General features: G+C 46.1%; 15 protein-coding genes. 7 read left to right on the forward strand and 8 right to left on the reverse strand.

What is annotated here, in order from left to right; genetic code table 11:
* Nucleotides 1-47 precede the first annotated feature (47 nt).
* From QT992_RS17900 to QT992_RS17910, 3 genes are all read left to right on the forward strand, one after another.
* On the forward strand, nt 48-3,356 hold the full coding sequence (locus QT992_RS17900) for a PAS domain S-box protein (RefSeq protein WP_333336752.1): 3,309 nt from the start codon (nt 48-50) through the stop codon (nt 3,354-3,356).
* 159 nt (nt 3,357-3,515) lie between these two features.
* Complete coding sequence (locus QT992_RS17905; protein WP_333315180.1) at nt 3,516-5,390, forward strand: adenylate/guanylate cyclase domain-containing protein; 1,875 nt, start codon at nt 3,516-3,518, stop codon at nt 5,388-5,390.
* A gap of 120 nt (nt 5,391-5,510) precedes the next feature.
* Entirely contained in the window at nt 5,511-6,113 is a 603-nt protein-coding gene (locus QT992_RS17910; protein WP_333336754.1) for a Uma2 family endonuclease, read from the forward strand.
* 9 nt (nt 6,114-6,122) lie between these two features.
* Here the strand turns inward: QT992_RS17910 and QT992_RS17915 are convergent, their stop codons facing one another.
* The 3 genes from QT992_RS17915 to QT992_RS17925 all read right to left on the reverse strand — a co-directional run bounded on the left by QT992_RS17915 (nt 6,123) and on the right by QT992_RS17925 (nt 8,984).
* Nucleotides 6,123-6,890: a YebC/PmpR family DNA-binding transcriptional regulator gene (locus QT992_RS17915; protein WP_333315177.1), complete on the reverse strand. Its 768-nt coding sequence runs from the start codon at nt 6,888-6,890 to the stop codon at nt 6,123-6,125.
* Between the two features lie 147 nt (nt 6,891-7,037).
* Nucleotides 7,038-7,676, reverse strand: coding sequence for a histidine phosphatase family protein (locus tag QT992_RS17920; protein ID WP_333315175.1), 639 nt, complete (start codon nt 7,674-7,676; stop codon nt 7,038-7,040).
* Nucleotides 7,677-7,853: 177 nt separating this feature from the next.
* Nucleotides 7,854-8,984 (reverse strand): endonuclease NucS domain-containing protein, encoded by a 1,131-nt coding sequence (locus QT992_RS17925; protein WP_333315174.1) that lies wholly within the window; start codon nt 8,982-8,984, stop codon nt 7,854-7,856.
* A 108-nt stretch (nt 8,985-9,092) separates the two neighbouring features.
* Between QT992_RS17925 and QT992_RS17930 the strand changes: the two genes are divergently transcribed.
* From QT992_RS17930 to QT992_RS17940, 3 genes are all read left to right on the forward strand, one after another.
* Complete coding sequence (locus QT992_RS17930) at nt 9,093-9,392, forward strand: hypothetical protein (RefSeq protein WP_333336756.1); 300 nt, start codon at nt 9,093-9,095, stop codon at nt 9,390-9,392.
* A 76-nt stretch (nt 9,393-9,468) separates the two neighbouring features.
* A complete protein-coding gene (locus QT992_RS17935; RefSeq protein WP_242716968.1) occupies nt 9,469-9,723 on the forward strand; it encodes a hypothetical protein in 255 nt (84 codons plus the stop codon).
* The gene (locus QT992_RS17940) at nt 9,723-10,058 is read left to right on the forward strand and encodes a type II toxin-antitoxin system RelE/ParE family toxin (protein ID WP_333336758.1); all 336 of its coding nucleotides are present in this window, start codon (nt 9,723-9,725) and stop codon (nt 10,056-10,058) included. Before QT992_RS17935 ends, QT992_RS17940 begins: the two co-directional genes overlap by 1 nt.
* 71 nt (nt 10,059-10,129) lie before the next feature.
* Here the strand turns inward: QT992_RS17940 and QT992_RS17945 are convergent, their stop codons facing one another.
* Nucleotides 10,130-10,819 carry a class I SAM-dependent methyltransferase gene (locus tag QT992_RS17945; protein ID WP_333315171.1) on the reverse strand — a complete coding sequence of 230 codons (690 nt, stop codon included), beginning with the start codon at nt 10,817-10,819 and terminating at the stop codon, nt 10,130-10,132.
* Between the two features lie 333 nt (nt 10,820-11,152).
* On the opposite strand from QT992_RS17945, the gene QT992_RS17950 reads away from it, so the two are divergent.
* Nucleotides 11,153-13,018, forward strand: a complete 1,866-nt coding sequence (locus tag QT992_RS17950; protein ID WP_333336760.1) for a polysaccharide biosynthesis/export family protein — start codon at nt 11,153-11,155, stop codon at nt 13,016-13,018.
* 471 nt (nt 13,019-13,489) lie between these two features.
* Here the strand turns inward: QT992_RS17950 and larE are convergent, their stop codons facing one another.
* The 4 genes from larE to QT992_RS17970 all read right to left on the reverse strand — a co-directional run.
* Nucleotides 13,490-14,317, reverse strand: coding sequence for an ATP-dependent sacrificial sulfur transferase LarE (larE, locus tag QT992_RS17955; RefSeq protein WP_333315168.1), 828 nt, complete (start codon nt 14,315-14,317; stop codon nt 13,490-13,492).
* A 135-nt stretch (nt 14,318-14,452) separates the two neighbouring features.
* A complete protein-coding gene (locus QT992_RS17960) occupies nt 14,453-15,232 on the reverse strand; it encodes a Uma2 family endonuclease (protein ID WP_333336762.1) in 780 nt (259 codons plus the stop codon).
* A 354-nt stretch (nt 15,233-15,586) separates the two neighbouring features.
* Nucleotides 15,587-16,360, reverse strand: coding sequence for an ABC transporter permease (locus tag QT992_RS17965; protein ID WP_333315165.1), 774 nt, complete (start codon nt 16,358-16,360; stop codon nt 15,587-15,589).
* A gap of 87 nt (nt 16,361-16,447) precedes the next feature.
* A partial coding sequence (locus QT992_RS17970; protein WP_333336764.1) for an HNH endonuclease occupies nt 16,448-17,224 on the reverse strand: 777 nt, incomplete at its 5' end.

The raw sequence follows: 17,224 nt of genomic DNA on the forward strand, positions 1-17,224 counted from the left end.
TTTTTTATTCTTCTGTCCGCTCCGCAGGAGCGTGAATATTGCCACCGATGACAACAGACTCTTTCAACCTGACTCTCCTAGAACGGGCGATCGCAGCGTCGAGCAACAGCATCCTCATCGCGGATGCTCGCAAGCCTGACACACCTATAATCTACTGCAATCCTGCTTTTGAGAAACTGACCGGTTACAGTACCCAAGAAGTTATTGGACGCAACTGCCGGTTTTTGCAGGGCCCCGATACCGATCGGAGCGAATTAGATAAACTCCGCAGCAGTTTACGATCGGGAACGGAAATTCAGGTAGTTCTCAAAAATTATCGCAAAGACAAAACTCCTTTTTGGAACGAATTAATGGTTTCCCCCATCCTAGACAATGAGGGAAAATTAACTCATTTTATCGGAGTTCAGAACGATATTAGCAAAAGAGTAGCAGCCGAAACAGCCAGGGAAGAAAGCGAAGAAAGATTGCGGGCGATCGCCACTGTGACTCCCGTTCCCCTGTCAATTACGCGCCTACAAGATAGCGTAATTTTGTATGCAAATCCAGCCCTCGGAGAAAGTTTAGGTGTGAGTTACGAACAACTTATAGGACGCAAAAAAAATGAACTTTATGCCAATATCAATGACCGCCGTCAATTGATAGAATTAGTAAAACAAAACGGCTTTAGCGACAGCGAACAAATCTGTCTCAAGAAAGCAAATGGCAGTTTGTTTTGGGTAAAAATGTCGATGCGAGCGATTAATTTTAACGGCGAAGCAGCAATTTTATCGGCATTTTACGATATTACCGATCGCGTAGAAGTAGAAACCGCACTACGGCAAAGCGAAGCGAGGTTTCAAAAACTAGCAGCCAACGTTCCGGGAATGATTTATCAATTTCAGTTAGCAGCAGACGGCACTATGTCATTCCCCTACGTCAGTTCCGGCTGCCGCGAACTCTGGGAATTAGAACCTCTTGTACTCCAAAATTCAGCTATGCCCGCGATCGAAATGATTCATCCAGACGATGCGCCCAGCTTCCATGAATCAGTTGCTATCTCAGCTAAAACTTTAGAACCTTTGCGGTGGGAAGGCAGATTTGTTTTTCCGGGCGATCGGATTAAGTGGATTAGCGGGGCTTCCCGACCAGAACCGGGCGAAAAAGATAACATTATTTGGGACGGCTTGTTGATTGACATTAGCGATCGCAAACTTGCAGAATCAGCACTGATCCAAAGCGAAGCTAGATTCCAAAAAATGGCCGCCAACCTGCCGGGAATGATTTATCAATACTTGCTGCATCCCGACGGTTCCGATGAATTGATTTATGTGAGTTCAGGCTGTTGGGAACTCTACGAATTAGAGCCAGAAAAACTTCAACAAAACTCCGCTTTAATTTGGGCAACGGTGCATCCAGAAGACCTAAAACCCATGCTAGAATCAATCGCAATTTCCGGCCAAACTTTAAAACCTTGGATATATGAAGGGCGGATCGTAACCCGATCGGGAAAACTGAAATGGATTCGCGGCATTGCCCGCCCCGAAATGCAGCCGGGGGGCGATATACTGTGGGAGGGAGTGACAATCGACATCAGCGATCGCAAGCTAGCAGAAATCGCCCTGGGCCAGTCAAAAATCGCCCTGCAACAAGCCAATCAAGAACTTGAAAAGCGCGTCCTAGAACGCACGGAAGCCTTGGAAACATCCCAAAATATGCTGTGGTTGGTAATCAATAACATCCCTCAGTTAATCGCCTGGAAAGATCGAGATTTAGTTTACTTGGGAGGCAACAAAAACTTTGCCAAAGTTGCAGGTTTCAATCACCCCAGTGAAATCGCCGGTCTCACCGACTTCGATATGCCCTGGAAGCCCGAAGAAACAGAATTTTTTCGAGCCTGCGACCGCCGCATCATGGCAACCAACACCCCGGAATATCACATCATAGAATCCAAAATGCAAGCCGACGGCACGCAGTGCTGTCTGGATACAAATAAAATACCTTTACACGACAATTCCGGCAATGTTGTCGGCATTTTGTCTACGTTTGAAGACATCACCGATAGGCTTTCCCTAGCAGCTAAAGTCCGGGCCAGCGAGGAACTATTTCGCACAATTTTTGAAGATGCACCCATCGCTATCTACTTAGCTAATTTAGATGATAACAAGTTAGTGCGAGTCAATAAAACTTACTGCGATATGCTGGGATATACCGCAGCCGAATTGCTCGCCAAAACATTTATTGAACTTGGACATCCCGAAGATTCTCCAAAAAATCTCCAAGTTGCCGATTCTCTGGAGCGGGGAGAAATTACTCACTATCAAATCGAACTCCGCCAGATTACCGCTATCGGTAAAATTGTTTGGGTAAACGTGACAGCTACTTTGATTCGAGACGGCGAAGGAAAACCCATTTACAATTTAGGGATGATTGAAAATATAACCAACCGCAAAATTTCCGCCGCCGCACTCCAAGCTTCCGAATCTCAATTAAGAAAACAAGCCGCCCAATTGCAAGAAGCCTACGAACAGCTACAAAACGCTCAAATCCAATTAGTTCAATCCGAAAAGATGTCGAGTCTCGGTCAGATGGTGGCTGGGATTGCCCACGAAATAAACAATCCTGCCACTTTTATTAACGGCAATATTTCTCACACTTACACCTATTTTCACGATTTAATTGAACTGTTAAGTCTCTACCAGGAATGCTACCCGTCTCCAGTGCCTCAGATTGCTGAAAAAGTCAAGGAGTTAGAGTTGGATTTTCTGAAGGAAGACTTGCCAAAAATGCTAAATTCCATGAGAGTAGGAGTAGAAAGAATCAGTAAGATTGTGTTGTCGCTGCGGAACTTTTCGCGACTGGATGAATCTGAAATGAAGTTGGTAGATGTTCATGAAGGAATTGACAGTACACTGTTAATATTGCAGCACAGATTGCATCAGGGAAGTATAAAAAACGGGATTGAAATTATTAAAGAATACGGAAAAATATCCAAAGTTTACTGTTGTGCGGGTCAGTTAAACCAGGTATTCCTAAATATTATCAGCAATGCGATCGACGCTCTAGAAAACCAACGGGAACGTCGGACGATCGTGATTCGCACCCTCATGAAAAAAGCCGGGTGGGAAAGCCACAGTAAAAACCAGCTCAGTGATTGCGATCGCATTGTAATTTGCATCGCCGACAGTGGCCCGGGAATGAGCGAAGAGGTTCGCAAGCGGCTCTTTGACCCCTTCTTCACCACCAAGCCCGTAGGGGCTGGAACCGGCTTGGGATTATCCATCAGCCATCAAATTGTGGTAGAAAAACATAAGGGAAGCCTGCGGTGCATCTGTGCGCCCGGACAGGGAGCGGAATTCTGGATTGAAATCCCCTGCTGAGCGATCGTCCATTAATCAAAAAGTTTAAATATTTAACTTTTAATTCCCAATTGCCCTCGGTGCTTGAGTTATCAGGGTTTTGAATTAACCGCACTCAGAGACCGGAACAAATCGCACTCAGCGGTGTGCTAATCTGCTGCCCTTATTCGCTAGGCAATTATGCTGAAAAAACTACCTTTATCCTGGTCTCGCTACATTCCAGCCGGGTTGACGCTGGGTTTGGGTGTCGGACTGTCGGCCCTGGCATTTGCCTTGGTTTGGGACTGGGAAGACAAGCGCCGCGACTACGAAATGCACCGCCGCATTGACGATATTTCGATCGGCATCGAACGCCAGCTCAACTCCGACTTAGATACTGTTCTCGCCCTCAGCGACTACATGAAAGCCTTCAGCGCCGTCGAGCGTTCCTCTTTTGCCCGGTTTGTCGCCCGTCCCCTAGCCGTCCACCCCAGCCTGCAACTCCTGGCTTGGGCCCCCCGCGTCCCCAATTCCGAGCGGCGCAACTACGAAACCAAAGCTAGAACCGAAACAGAGCCCAGCTTCGAGATTACAGAGCGCGACCCGCGAGGAGAACTCCGCAAGGCCCTCCAGCGTTCCGAATACTTCCCGGCTTTCTACGTCGAACCACCAGCCGGAAACGAGACAGTATTAGGCTTTGACCTCGCCTCCCACCCAGAAATCCGCGCCGCGCTCGATCGAGGGCGCGATACAGGAGAAATGATTGTCACCAACTACATCGGCTTAACTCAGGGCAATTCCCCGGAACTAGGTCTTTTGGCCCTAGTTCCGATTTACGAAAACAGCAGTAAACCGACTACCCTGGAATCCCGTCGCCAACGGCTACAAGGATTTGTTCTGGGCGTATTTCGAGGCAAAGATATTTTCCAAACCTCTTTAAAAGGACGCAATACCGACTACCTCAATATTTATCTCGTTAGCGAAGCTCCAGACAAGCAACAAGCAGCCTCGCTGTTACCGCAAAGGGCCAACCCGGTTCTCAAAAATCTCCCTGCTGAGGGCCAAATTCAGCAATTTGCGGTGCAGTTCCAATCCGCGAGCCAACAAGTGCTTCCAGCATCAGCCACTGCTGACCGAGCCCTGATGCAAAACTGCCCGATTCTTGACAATCCAGGCCCGAACTATACAGCTTGCAGAAGGCGGCTGAAAATTAGCGGCCGCCAGTGGTCTATGTACGTGTCGGCAACGCCGGAAATCCGCAGGCTTCGCAAGCACTGGCGCTCTTGGGGAACTCTGACGATGGGGATGCTGTGGACTCTGATTCCGGTGACATATATGCTGACAGCTTTGAGCCGCACCGCCCAAATCGAAAAGCTAGCCGGAGAAAGAATTCGCCAAGCCGAACAGTTGCAGGCTGCTTACCTACAGTTGGAACTCGAACAAGCTAAATCCGAGCAACTGCTGCTGAACGTTTTGCCCGCAGCGATCGCCCTGCGTTTGAAGGACAACGAACACAATATCGCCGAAAGTTTTGCGGAAGTAACTGTGATGTTTGCCGACATTGTGGGGTTTACAGAGCTTTCGTCGAGAATTTCAGCGACGGCGGTGGTGGAAGTGCTCAACGATATTTTTTCGGCTTTTGACCACTTGGCCGATCGCCACGGTTTGGAGAAAATTAAGACTATTGGTGACGCTTACATGGTTGTCGGCGGTTTGCCTACGCCCAGAGACGATCACGCCGAGGCGGTGGCGAACATGGCGATCGATATGCTGCACGAAATTAGGCTGCTGAGTTTAGAACATTCGGAACCTTTCAGCATTCGGATCGGGATTAGCAGTGGGCCTGTCGTTGCCGGCGTTATCGGCTTAAAAAAGTTTATTTACGACCTCTGGGGCGACACAGTAAATATTGCTTCGCGCATGGAATCCCACGGGATTACCGGCTGCATTCAAGTCACCGCCGAAACCTACGAGATATTAAAAGATAAATATACTTTTCAGAAGCGCGGCGCTATTCAAGTTAAGGGCAAGGGATACATGGTTACTTATTTGCTGACTGGGAAAAAAGATTATTAATCCAGCCCCAAAACGGATACGAGTCTCCGAATCCGCGATCGACTAAGACTTTCGATCGCCAAGCTAAGATATGATAAGCTCAAGGTATTCTATCACCCCTGCACCAACTGAGGAAAAACCATGACGACGCTGCTAATTCAAACCGAAAGCGTCCCACTGACGGTCAATTTCCCTGCGATCCAATCGATGACTGTGGAACAGTTCTATGAATTCTGTCTAGTGAATCGCGATTTGAGAATTGAGCGTACAGCAAGTGGGGAAGTTATCATTATGTCACCTGCCTTTTCAGATACAGGGAACCGCAACATTAAAATTGCTCAGCAACTTGCGAACTGGGCAGAAGAAGATGGCACAGGTGAAGCGTTTGACTCCAGTGCAGGCTTTACCTTGCCGAATGGAGCAACCCGCTCCCCCGATGCCTCATGGATTAAACTAGAGCGCTGGAATGCCTTAACTGAAGAACAAAAAGCCTCATTCGCACCGATTTGTCCAGACTTTGTGATTGAATTGCGGTCTGCTAGTGACACTCTCAAGGGATTGCAAAACAAGATGCAAGAATATATTGAGAACGGTGTATCGCTCGGCTTTTTGCTCGATCGCAAAAACAGAAAAGTCTACATCTACCGTCCCAATCGCGAACCTGAAATCTTAGATAATCCTGAAACAGTCAGCGCAGATCCAGAGTTACCGGGATTTGTCTTGCGGATGGCAAAAATCTGGTGATTTAGATCGTTACACCATACTCAAAGACATCAATTCATCTGTCATTTCAAAATTCGCCGTCACACTTTGCACGTCGTCCAAATCTTCCAGTGCATCCATTAACTTCAGGAGCGATCGAGCTTTTTCTGGAGTGTCTATTTCCACTGTATTGCTCGGAATCCAGCGATTTTCCGACTGCAAAACTGCAAAACTTTTTTGTTTCAAAACATCAGCCAGTTGTTCCAAATGAGCCACACTTGTAAATACCTCTGCACCTTCAGTATCCTCATCAATTAATATCAAATCATAAGATTCCGCAGCCGCCTCTAGCGACGCTTCAAACAATTGTTCCTCATCAATCGGGCCGCCTACCGTACAAACTCCTTTGTGGTCGAACATCCAGCCCACACAACCAGTTTCGCCCAGGTTGCCGCCATTTTTACTAAAAGCTTCTCGCAAGTCAGCCGCCGTGCGGTTGCGATTGTCTGTCAGCGCTTCAATCAGAATAGCAACCCCGCCAACGCCGTAACCTTCGTAGCGAATAGCTTCTAATTCCGAACTTCCCCCCGCCAAGCCGGCACCTTTGGCGATCGCCCTTTCTATGTTTTCATTAGGAATATCTGCCGCCTTGGCTTTTTCAATAGCCGTCCGCAGTTGAAAATTGCCAGCGGGATCGGGAACTCCGCTGCGGGCCGCGACAATAATTTCGCGAGATATTCTAGCAAAAACCTTGCCTTTAACGGCATCAACTCTAGCTTTTTGGCGTTTAATATTCGCCCACTTACTGTGTCCAGCCATACCGATTTGAGATTTTCGATTTAAAATGTGCGATCGACATTAAACAATAACACCCAGATTCGGACAAATCAGATTAACGTAGGGTGCACCGGGCAGCGCACCTTACACACATAGCATAAAATGCGATTTTTCGCACGAATCTCAACTTTAATTAAACCGGATCGCGGTTTCAGAGTCAGTCAGGTGAGAAGTATCGCCATTAAGTGCGATCGACCATTCTCCCTCACCCCGCACCACTTTCACCAAACAGCACAAAGAAGCGTTAATTTCCGTTTCAGCACAGCCCGCCAGCCCGATCGCAGTTCCTAAAACCGACGCACCGTGACCTACCAATAACATATCTTCGGGAAACTCTGCCGCGAGGCGTTTAGCAGTTTCCCCCGCCCTTTTGAGACAAGCTTCCCCTGTTTCGGGATAATTAGCAATACCGCCTTTGTAGGAAGCATCAATCCTGGGAAAACGCCGGCACAAAGCTTCTACGGACTCAGTTTCCGGCATTTCTGTCATCCATTCAGGATTTAGCCATTCGCACAGTCCCCACTCTAGTTTAATTGACAAATCGAGAGCTTCTGCCGCGTGATTTGCTGTTTGGACAGTTCGCAGAAAAGGGGAAGCAAAAATATGAGAAATTCCTTCACCTTTGAGGCGATTTGCGAGTTGTTTAGCTTGAATGTGACCGTCTTCGGAAAGGTGGGGGTCGTAGCGGTGTTCTGCGGTGAGAAACCAGTCGGGGTTAACGAAGTCGATGCGGTTTCCGTGTCGTGCGATCCAGACTGTTTGTGGCATGAGTTGGTTTGAGTTTTGCTTCTAGGTGTAATATTATATCAAAGTTGGGTAATTTGATTTGTTGCGAAGCTATTGATGAGATTTTTTTTAACCGCAGATGCACGCAGATAGACGCAGATGGATGGTGGATTTGGTAATGGGTGATGGGGTGCGATCGGGTTTGTTAATTCTTCCAAGTTAGAGTTTTACCAATCTTGATTCTAAAGCTAAATTAACTATTCTTTCTAAAGAAGTGGATTCGTCACTTTTTCCAATTATCTTAAAATAGTATGTTATGGACATCGCTAACGGCGAACCGTGACGGTAGTTTCGTCCATACTTGCTCACATAAAATGCCAAATTATTCATAACATAATTCTTTCTGTATGCTGGATCATTCAAAAATTTATCCCTGGCACCTAATGCCCTATAGGAGGTATCAGGCATTAACTTAGCTGAAGGAGAAACCATACCTACTTTGTACTCATCCTCATTAACCATTATGCCAATTCCCTTCCGAATATAACCTGTATCTGTGACTATTTCCCAATTCGTCCAAATTCTCATTCTAGCTAGGATTTTATTATTGTTGTATCCTCTGGGAAGTGGCAGCCATAAAAACATTGCAGGGCTATTTCGTCTGGCATCAAATCTAAATTCAGCAATCAATTTATTTTTGCCGAAACCATACTTAATACTACTAGAGTCAGTAAGTTCCTTGACCCGTCTATCACAGCCTAGAATCTGTCTGCGAACGCTCAAAACTCCTTCGCGTTCAGTTTCATTACATTCTTGCATAAATTTTAAAAGCAACCTTGGCGGTTCAGATAGAGTTTCGTTGCTGTATTGTTCTCGATATGTAATCTCTACTCGTGCAATATGTTCGGCATCTACATCTTTAAAGTGTAAATATAATTTTTCCTCATCAGGAACGATCGCAAATTGCAAAAATTGAAAAAATAGCCCGTGATACTTCCTGTCTGTAAAATTATCTCTGTGAAATTTTGGCGCAATTGCTATTAAGCGAACGGGTTGAGAATAATCTACGCGATCGGCAAAAGGTTTGTGTTCCAACAAAGCATCGTAATAACGGGTTAACTGCTGAACGACATATCTATCTTCGCCGTTTTTCAACTCCAGCACAACTAACCGTTTCTTCTCGTCCACCGCTATAAGATCGCATCTTTGCTCGTTGACAGTGAATTGCCGCTTGATGACTGTTAAACCGAGCAAACTTTGCAAGTGAACTTCGACAAAATCCTCTAAGGCTTCTTCATTTGCAAATTCCCACCCAGACCCTGTTTTTCTCAATGCGGCGCTACTTAGCATTTTGACAGTTCTTAAAGTCTTTAACCAATTTTACCGCAACTGTGCGCTATCGTGTCCACAACTATTTGACACTGCGCTAAAATTAAATCAGTCACTCTCTATTGTCCAATGGCTCAATCTATAAAGCAACTCCACGCCAAAATTCAAGCCATGCCCAGCGATTCGGTTAAGGCGATCGTGCTTTCATGGCTGAATCAGTCCAACGGTAATCTCAGCGACTTTGAACGGTTAATCGCAGAAATGGCCGAGGAAACGGAGGGATATCAGTGGGGAGAAATTGACACCGCAAACGAGTTTCAACCCCTCAGCGAAGAAGAAACGATCGCCTTGAGTCTCGCAGCCTTCCAAGATTACCAGAAAAACAAGACGGGCCGAAGAGCACGATCTGGTTCAGGAATGGGCCGATAGTTTAGGAAGCGATCGTTTTGGCTACCTATGCCAAAATAAAGTTAGAAAATAAAGTTAACCATTCATCATAACTTTTATGACTCTTACACTCACCTTACCCCCCCAAATCGAAGCACTGCTGCGCCAACGGGCGGAAAGTACAGGACAAGATATAACCAGCGTTACCCTAGCTGTTATCGCGTTCGGACTTAGCTTTGATGAAAGCGATTTCTTCGAGGCATTAGAAGGGATTCAACGCGGACTTGATGACTTCGATCGGGGTCAGTTTTCTACTCTGGAAGAGTTTGTCGATAGACAAAACCAGAAATACGGACTTTCTTTGGAAGCATAATGTATCGCATTGACTTTTCCAGTACAGCTCAATCTGAAGCTGATGCAGCGTTTCTGAACTTTTCCCAATTCACGACTCCCGAACGCGCTCAAGCATGGTATCAGGGTTTGATTAAAGCGATTTCCTCACTGAAAGAAATGCCGCGTCGTTGTGTTTTAGCCCGTGAAAACGCGTTTTTCAGCCCAGAGATTCGCCAGCTTCTGTATGGAAGTGGTAAAACCACGTATCGCATACTCTTCACTATTTTTGACGATCAACCCATACCAACGGTGAGGATTATCCACATTCGCCATGCAGTCCAGCGTGCGATTGGCGAACCCCAAGATGAGGCATAACCTTATGCTTAGCTGATCTAATTTTTTTGAAATAAGCGATCGGAAATTGCCATGCCCTCCGCAGCCGCGAATTACATTCGCCCCCTAACTCGCAGCATCTTATTCCCACCTTTTTGAAACTCATAAGGAGCCTCTTGAATTTCTACACTAAAACTTCTCTTTTTCAATTCTGTGAGAATCGGGTTTAAGTGATCGGATTCCTCCCCGCTAAAACTCTGCAATAGAGGGAATACCCGGACTTCCTTCGCAACCCGACACATTTCTGTAATTGCTGACCGATGAAATTCTTCCGAAAGCAGGTGAGAATAAGCAAATAAGAAATGGCTGCACAAAGCTAAATCGAATTGACCGTTCTCGAAAGGCAAAACTGGCAACTCAGCATTCAGGTAGCGGCCTTGCTGCAAGCCAGATGGAAAATCTTCTAAAAATTCCTGCATCGCCTTCATTCGCACTTCGCCTAGCTGGTAGGGCGATTCAAAATTATTCCACAGGTAGCCGTCTAAATTGGCTTTAACACCGTCAATCACAGTTTGATATGTTTCTTGGATGCGATCGCCAATTTCCACCGCACTAAACTGATAAACTGGATCGCAAGAAATTACCTTTTTACCTTGGCGAGTCATTTCGGCATTGAAACTCGCCGGGCCGCCCGCACAATCAAGAATTGCTAGCTTGAGGTCACTTGATGTCAAGCTAAACATTCCTATGTATTCATCCAAGCAGCGTCCCCAGGGAATTACTTTATCCAATTTTAGTGACACTTGTCTTTGTCCCGCAGATAGAATTATTTAATATTTTACCTCAAATCAGGGCGGTTTTTTCCTATCTCCTTTCTGTGGCGGGTTGATTTGTATCCCGAGTTATGTGTGAAGAATTTTGCTCAAACGAGAGCCTAATCCTGAGAACAGTTGGCGGGCTTTACAGTTTCTTTACAAACAAGGTGCAAAATAGTTAAGTGCGATCGCACAATTTTTATGATTCCACCTGTGGATTTTGCAGCGAAGCGAGGCTACACTGGACAGCAGGGAAAATAAACTAAAATCCACTAGCTAAATTGCTCTTGTTCAATGGCAGGCTGCAACCAGGAAAGAAAGATGAAACATACCGTTCAAACCGCTACAAGTCTGAGTTTGTCAGCACTCCTGGTGCTATTGAGTTCGCTGCCCAGTATAGCTCAGTTGCCTGCCGTCAGAACTCCTGCAGGCACTCCTAACCCAAACAGGCCGAGAGTACCGCCGCCGCCACCTGCGGGTTCGAGTTTGCCGGCGAGCGGCAATTCTGGTTCGCTGACACAAGAAGCAGCTTATACTTTAGGGTCGGGCGATCGCATTGCTTTAGAGATATTCGGCGTTCCTGAATTCAGCAGAGAATATCAAGTGTTAGTTGACGGGACGCTCAATTTGCCAATCATTCGCAGCGTCTCAATTCAAGGGTTGACGCTGCAACAAGCTGCTAATGTCATTACCCAGCGATACGAACCCTTCATCAACGTTCCCGTTGTTACCGTGACTCTGGTAGTCGCTCGCCCCCTAAATATAGGTCTTGCCGGTGAAGTTACTCGCCCGGGTTCCTACAAGATTAATCCCACTAGAGATGGAGGAGGAGTAAAATTCCCGACTTTGATGGAAATGCTGCAACTTGCACAAGGGGTGACATCAGCAGGAGATATGCGAAATGTCCAAATTCGCCGTCCCCGCAGAGGCGGGCCGGAGCAAGTTACTACTGTTGATTTGCAGGATTTTTTAGACACGGGAAATTTGCGTCAAGATGTCACGATTCGAGATGGAGATACAATTTTTGTACCGACAGCAAGGGCCCTTAATACTCAAGAAGTTCGTCAAAGAGCCAGTGCTAATTTTTCCGCTGATATTACTAAACCAATTGGCGTGGTAATTGTCGGGGAAGTAAACCGGCCGGGGCCTTATACTGTATTTGCTTCGGATGTGCGATCGAGCAACCAACAAACAGAGTTGAGTTTTGTATCTATCGACCAACAGCAAGGAGCAGTTGTGGGCTTACCAACGATAACTAGAGCATTGAAAATTGCTGGTGGTATCACTACAGAAGCTGACATTCGCCGAGTGCAAATCCGCCGCCGAGTCAGAGGTGGGAATGAACAAACTATCATGGTAAATCTGTGGGATTTGCTGCAAAAAGGCGACGCAACTCAAGATATTTTGCTGCAAGAAGGAGATAGCGTAATTATCCCGACGGCAGCTACTGTAGACTTAGCTGAAGTTTCTCAAGTGGCAAATAGCAGTTTTTCTCCGAACGCCATTAGCATCAATATTGTAGGAGAAGTAATTAGGCCTGGGGCTTTGGAGGTGCGGCCTAGTACATCCCTGCACCAAGCTTTGCTGACCGCAGGCAGTTTCAATCAATTGCGGGCTAAAAAAGACAAGGTAGAACTATTGCGATTGAACCCCAACGGTACTGTTTCTCGCCGCACGATCGAGGTGGATTTTGCTCAAGGGTTGAATCCTAATAATAACCCAACTCTCCGCAACAACGATGTGATTCTGGTAGCGCGATCGGGCTATGCTAGGGTAGCAGACAATATCAACAGATTCTTGCAGCCAATAACAGGAGTAGCAACTGGAATTAACACTGTTAGCGGCGTTTTTACTGGGTTTCAAGCAACTATCAACGCTTTTCAAAACTTATTTTTGGGAGGGGATTTCGAGCGACGAAATCAGCTCAGACAGCTTCGCGAACAACGTCAAGACAGACAAGAGCAACGTGAAGACCGGTTGCTAGAAAGAGAGCAACAACGTCAAGATAGATTGGAGCAAGCAGAAGACAGAAGACTGCAACTTGAAGACAGAAGACTGCAGCTTGAAGACAGACAGCGGCAAATAGATCTTGAGAATCGGCAAATTCAAATCCAGGAGCAGCAACTTCAGCTCCAGAATCAGCAGCAGCAAATGCAGCCACAGCAAATTCAGCCAACTACTCCCTGATAAGACTCGGGCGTTGAAATTTAGCCACCCTCTTTATGAATCGGCGGTTGAAACCGCTGCATAGAGTCAAACGAAGTTTGAGCAAAGGGGGACTAACAAATAAAGGGGGTATTAAAACCAGATTTGCTATTACATGGCACATCCCAAATCTACGGCAAACATCCAAGGCGTTGCTGATTTACGGTATGAAAGGCTAAATATGCCCGTCATAGAAACCAGTATCCACAAAGCTTTTGGATTTTAAAGTTATTTTTTTCATACCCTGATTAAGCAACGCCGAGATTGCTTCACTGAGTTCGCTGGGCGACAGCAATACGTTACTTTTGCGTAAGTCCTGTAATCCTAACAATTCGAGCCTTGAAAGGTATAAGTTGCTACATCAAAGGTAAAGGTTCGATTGACATTGTTCCGCTTTCTCCATGTCCCAAACTACATCAATCATGAGAAATTTTTTGTAGTGTGGAAAATTAATCAACCTTTCCCCCTCAACAATTCCGGCTGCAAAACCTGATTTAATTTGCCACTGCGAAACCCCTCCAAATCCAAAGTCGCGTACACAAAACCAAACTCCTGAAACACCGCCACCAATGCAGGCAAATCGGTATTTAGCACAAACTCCTTAATCTCCTCTGCAGGTAACTCAATGCGTGCCGTATCTCCATCCGATCGCACTCGCAAATTTTTCAGTCCCAACTGCCGCAAATACCGTTCGGCGCGCCCCACTCTTTGCAACTTTCCAACGGTGATTTCTTCGCCGTAAGGAAAGCGCGAACTCAAACAAGGTTGAGCCGGTTTGTCCCACCAAGGCAAACCCAATTCTTTTGCCAATTGCCGCACTTCAAATTTAGTGATTCCTACTTCTGCTAAGGGCGATCGCGCGCCGCGTTCCTTTGCCGCCTGAATTCCGGGACGATAATCCTTTAAATCGTCACCATTAACCCCATCCACCACATAAGGATAACCCTTTGCTAGTGCTAGGGGTTTCAAAGTATCGTGCAGTTCGCTTTTGCAGAAATAGCAGCGGTTAATTGGGTTAGAGGTATAATTGGGATTTGCCATTTCCTGAGTTTCTACTTCCTCGTGGGCAATACCAATTTCTGCTGCTTGAATCCGCGCATCTTCTAAATCTTCTGGCAGTAAAGACGGGGAAACTGCCGTCACTGCCAAAGCGCGATCGCCCAACACATCAAAAGCGATTTTTGCCACCAAAGTGCTGTCAATTCCGCCGGAGTAGGCAATCAAAGCCCGTTCCATTTGTGCGAAAATATTTTTTAATTCTTCAAGTTTTTCTATTAACATAATTTCACCTTTTTTTACCAACATATAAGTAAGAAAGCCAACTAAAGAAAGAAGGATGAAGAAAGCAGATCTCGATCGGGTTCCCCTTTTTCCTCGAACCTCTTCCTTCTTCCGACTTCCATCGGACTTCTAATGCTATTCAGGATCGATACCGAGGGCTGCCAATCGAGCCAAAAGCTCTTGATTTCGCTGTCTTTCCTGTTCCAGCAGCGTCTCGGCTAACTCTTTGTCTTGCAGTTGGCGATCGGCCCGCTGGCGTTCATTTTCTGCCCTTTCTTCCGGCCACAAAAGCAGTTCTCCGCCCGCCGTCCACCAGCGCAGCCAATATCCTGTTCTACCTTCGCGAGTTCCCTGCCACACTCCCAAAAATAGATTTAATCCAGGTATTAAATAACGGCCGTTTTCATCAGGATTTTGATTTTCATAACGCTCAGATTCAAGCGCATAAACTTCTATTCTGCCTGTATGCGGTCGAAAAATGACATAGCGAGGAACTTTGATTACTTGTTCGTAAAAAAACCACTTGCCGATTTCTTCTGTGTGTTCGACAGAGTATTCATCGCCGTAAGTAGCTGATAGAAATTCCATCACTACAAAAGGGACAGTTCCTTCGGTATGAGGCGTGTAACTGCGGCGGGGATAGTTGTGAGGCCTCTTTTGAACCGGCTGCACGTACATCCAGTCTGGGGCTTTGCAAATAGTGCGATCGTCCACAGCAGCGCACAAAGCAAAATTAGAAACTATTAGTGCGTCTTGCATTAGTTCCGGGGAATCCACTACAGACTGGCGCAAACCGTTAGCTAGCAAGGGATGGTCTATATCGTCTACAGGGTCGTCTGGTAAGATGAAATCATCGGGTAGCAGAGGCCAAGTAATCTTGAGCTGCGATATCGGTTTGTGAATTACAGTGGTCATAAGTCACCTCATTTTACCAATAAAAGTTTGAGTTTTAGTCGAGATGGGCGATCGATAACCCAATACGGTTCAGTTAAGATCGATCCCCCCGGCGCCTAGGGCGGGCACGGGGAGTAGGGGTCGCACCGCCCCTACAAGGGGGGGACAAGAACTTACTCAAAGTCAACCCCTACTCCCCAACAATCAGGGGGATGCTGCAAGGGATATCGCCCGGAATAAATAGTTTTAACCCAAGCGTATTGATCGATAACCTTGTCTATATCTTAGCGCGCTAAGTCGATAATAAAATTGGTTTGTAGTGAGGGCTTTAGCCCTCACTACAAACAATTACTCTGAAGGTGCGGAATGCGAGTTTTAAAATTCCCTACGGGAAAATATGGCGATCGCAATTGACAACAGCAGCACCACATACAGCAAACCGTAGCCAGCATCTGTAATCAAACCTGCCAAGAAAGGAACTTGTCCGTAAACAGCATCGTTTCTCAAATTGAATCTGGCTAAATCCGGCAAAACCAGATAAAGTCCCATCATCAATTGTTCAATGCCAGGATTTTTAGTTAACTTGCCCAAAGCTACTAAATCCCGCGTCGAATGTCCCATTAAATAAACGCCAAATGTCAGTAAAGTTGCCAACAGCGAACTGCTAAAAACCCCAAATAAAATCCCGACACCAGCCATCAGACACAGCTCAAACCAGATAAACAGCGAAGCGATTAAAATGCTTTCCAAAGGGAAAGGAATGCGGCTCAAACTCAGAATAGCCAGATAGATAACAGTCATTGCTGCTACAAGCACGGCCAGCACCGCCGACAGCCCTAAGTGCTTGCCCACAATTAACTCAGCCCGACTTATCGGCTTAGCAACTAACAGGTAAACAGTGCGCTTTTCAATTTCTTTGTTGACCAATCCGGTAGCCACAAAGACTGTGGCAATTAAACCGAGAATGCTCATAGCAGCCAAACCGACATCTAAGATAATTTTCTTTTCGGTTGTCGCCGCCAATTCGGGTATCAACCGTACCGAGGCGCCCATCAACAGAGCAAAAATAATAATTAAGTAAAGGATGCGATCGCGAATTACTTCCCAAAATACATTGGTCGCGACTGTCAAGATTCTTCTCAAATTCATAAAAAAATTCGCTAACTGGGAAACTCAGCGACTTCAGTCCTGAGAGGGAAACGACCCGGCGATTTCAATCGCCTTGAATCTTCAAATTCAAAATGAGTAACTGTAGCCATCTTTGTGGTGAACAATTTTGCAGTATTTATGGCTAATCCCTTGCACCAATTCTGATGCCGAGATATTGAACGAACCCGTCGATCTAACCGCAACCCGACCAACATATTCACCTATTTTTTTGCCACTGGTAACGACTGCTTTTACAATGTCGCCGGTTTGAAAACCTTTGACAAACTTGTTTCTCGGAACGTACCGAGATGGGAAGCCAAAGTTGTCTGTGCGGCACATTTGACGAGTCCCGTGTCCAGTTGTCTTGATTAGCAATGGTTTACTCGTTACTACAGACAATGATTCAATTTGACCGACACAAGCAGCATCAAGCCAATGAGTTTTAGGTAGTTGCAGTCGAGTACGATTAAACTTTGTCAGTCCACCTGAACCAGTCAAAACGGGCAACCCCGTTTCTTTCAGTCGAGAAAACAACGCCCATCGAGTCGAATTCACAGCAGCAGCATCCTTAAGCGGACGTTTTGCTTGTGCAAGAATGTGCTTCAAGATGTCAGGTTTCTTGACTAAAAATTGCTCAACATCTTGAGTGCCTTTCTTCTGGTTGCACTTCTCGCAAGCAAGGCAGAGATTAGAAATTCGATTGCTTCCACCTTTAGCTTTTGGATGAATGTGTTCAACTTGCAAAGGTACATTTTCAGTGTCGCAGTAAGCACATTTTCTGTTCCATTTGGTAGGGTCGAACGGGGTATCGCTACCCCGAACTCCCATGCAAAACCGGACGTGATAGTTTCCCATCATCCGGCT

Origin of the sequence: Microcoleus sp. T3_D1 (genome assembly GCF_036700405.1) — a bacterium.
Classification (GTDB): Bacteria; Cyanobacteriota; Cyanobacteriia; order Cyanobacteriales; family Microcoleaceae; genus Microcoleus.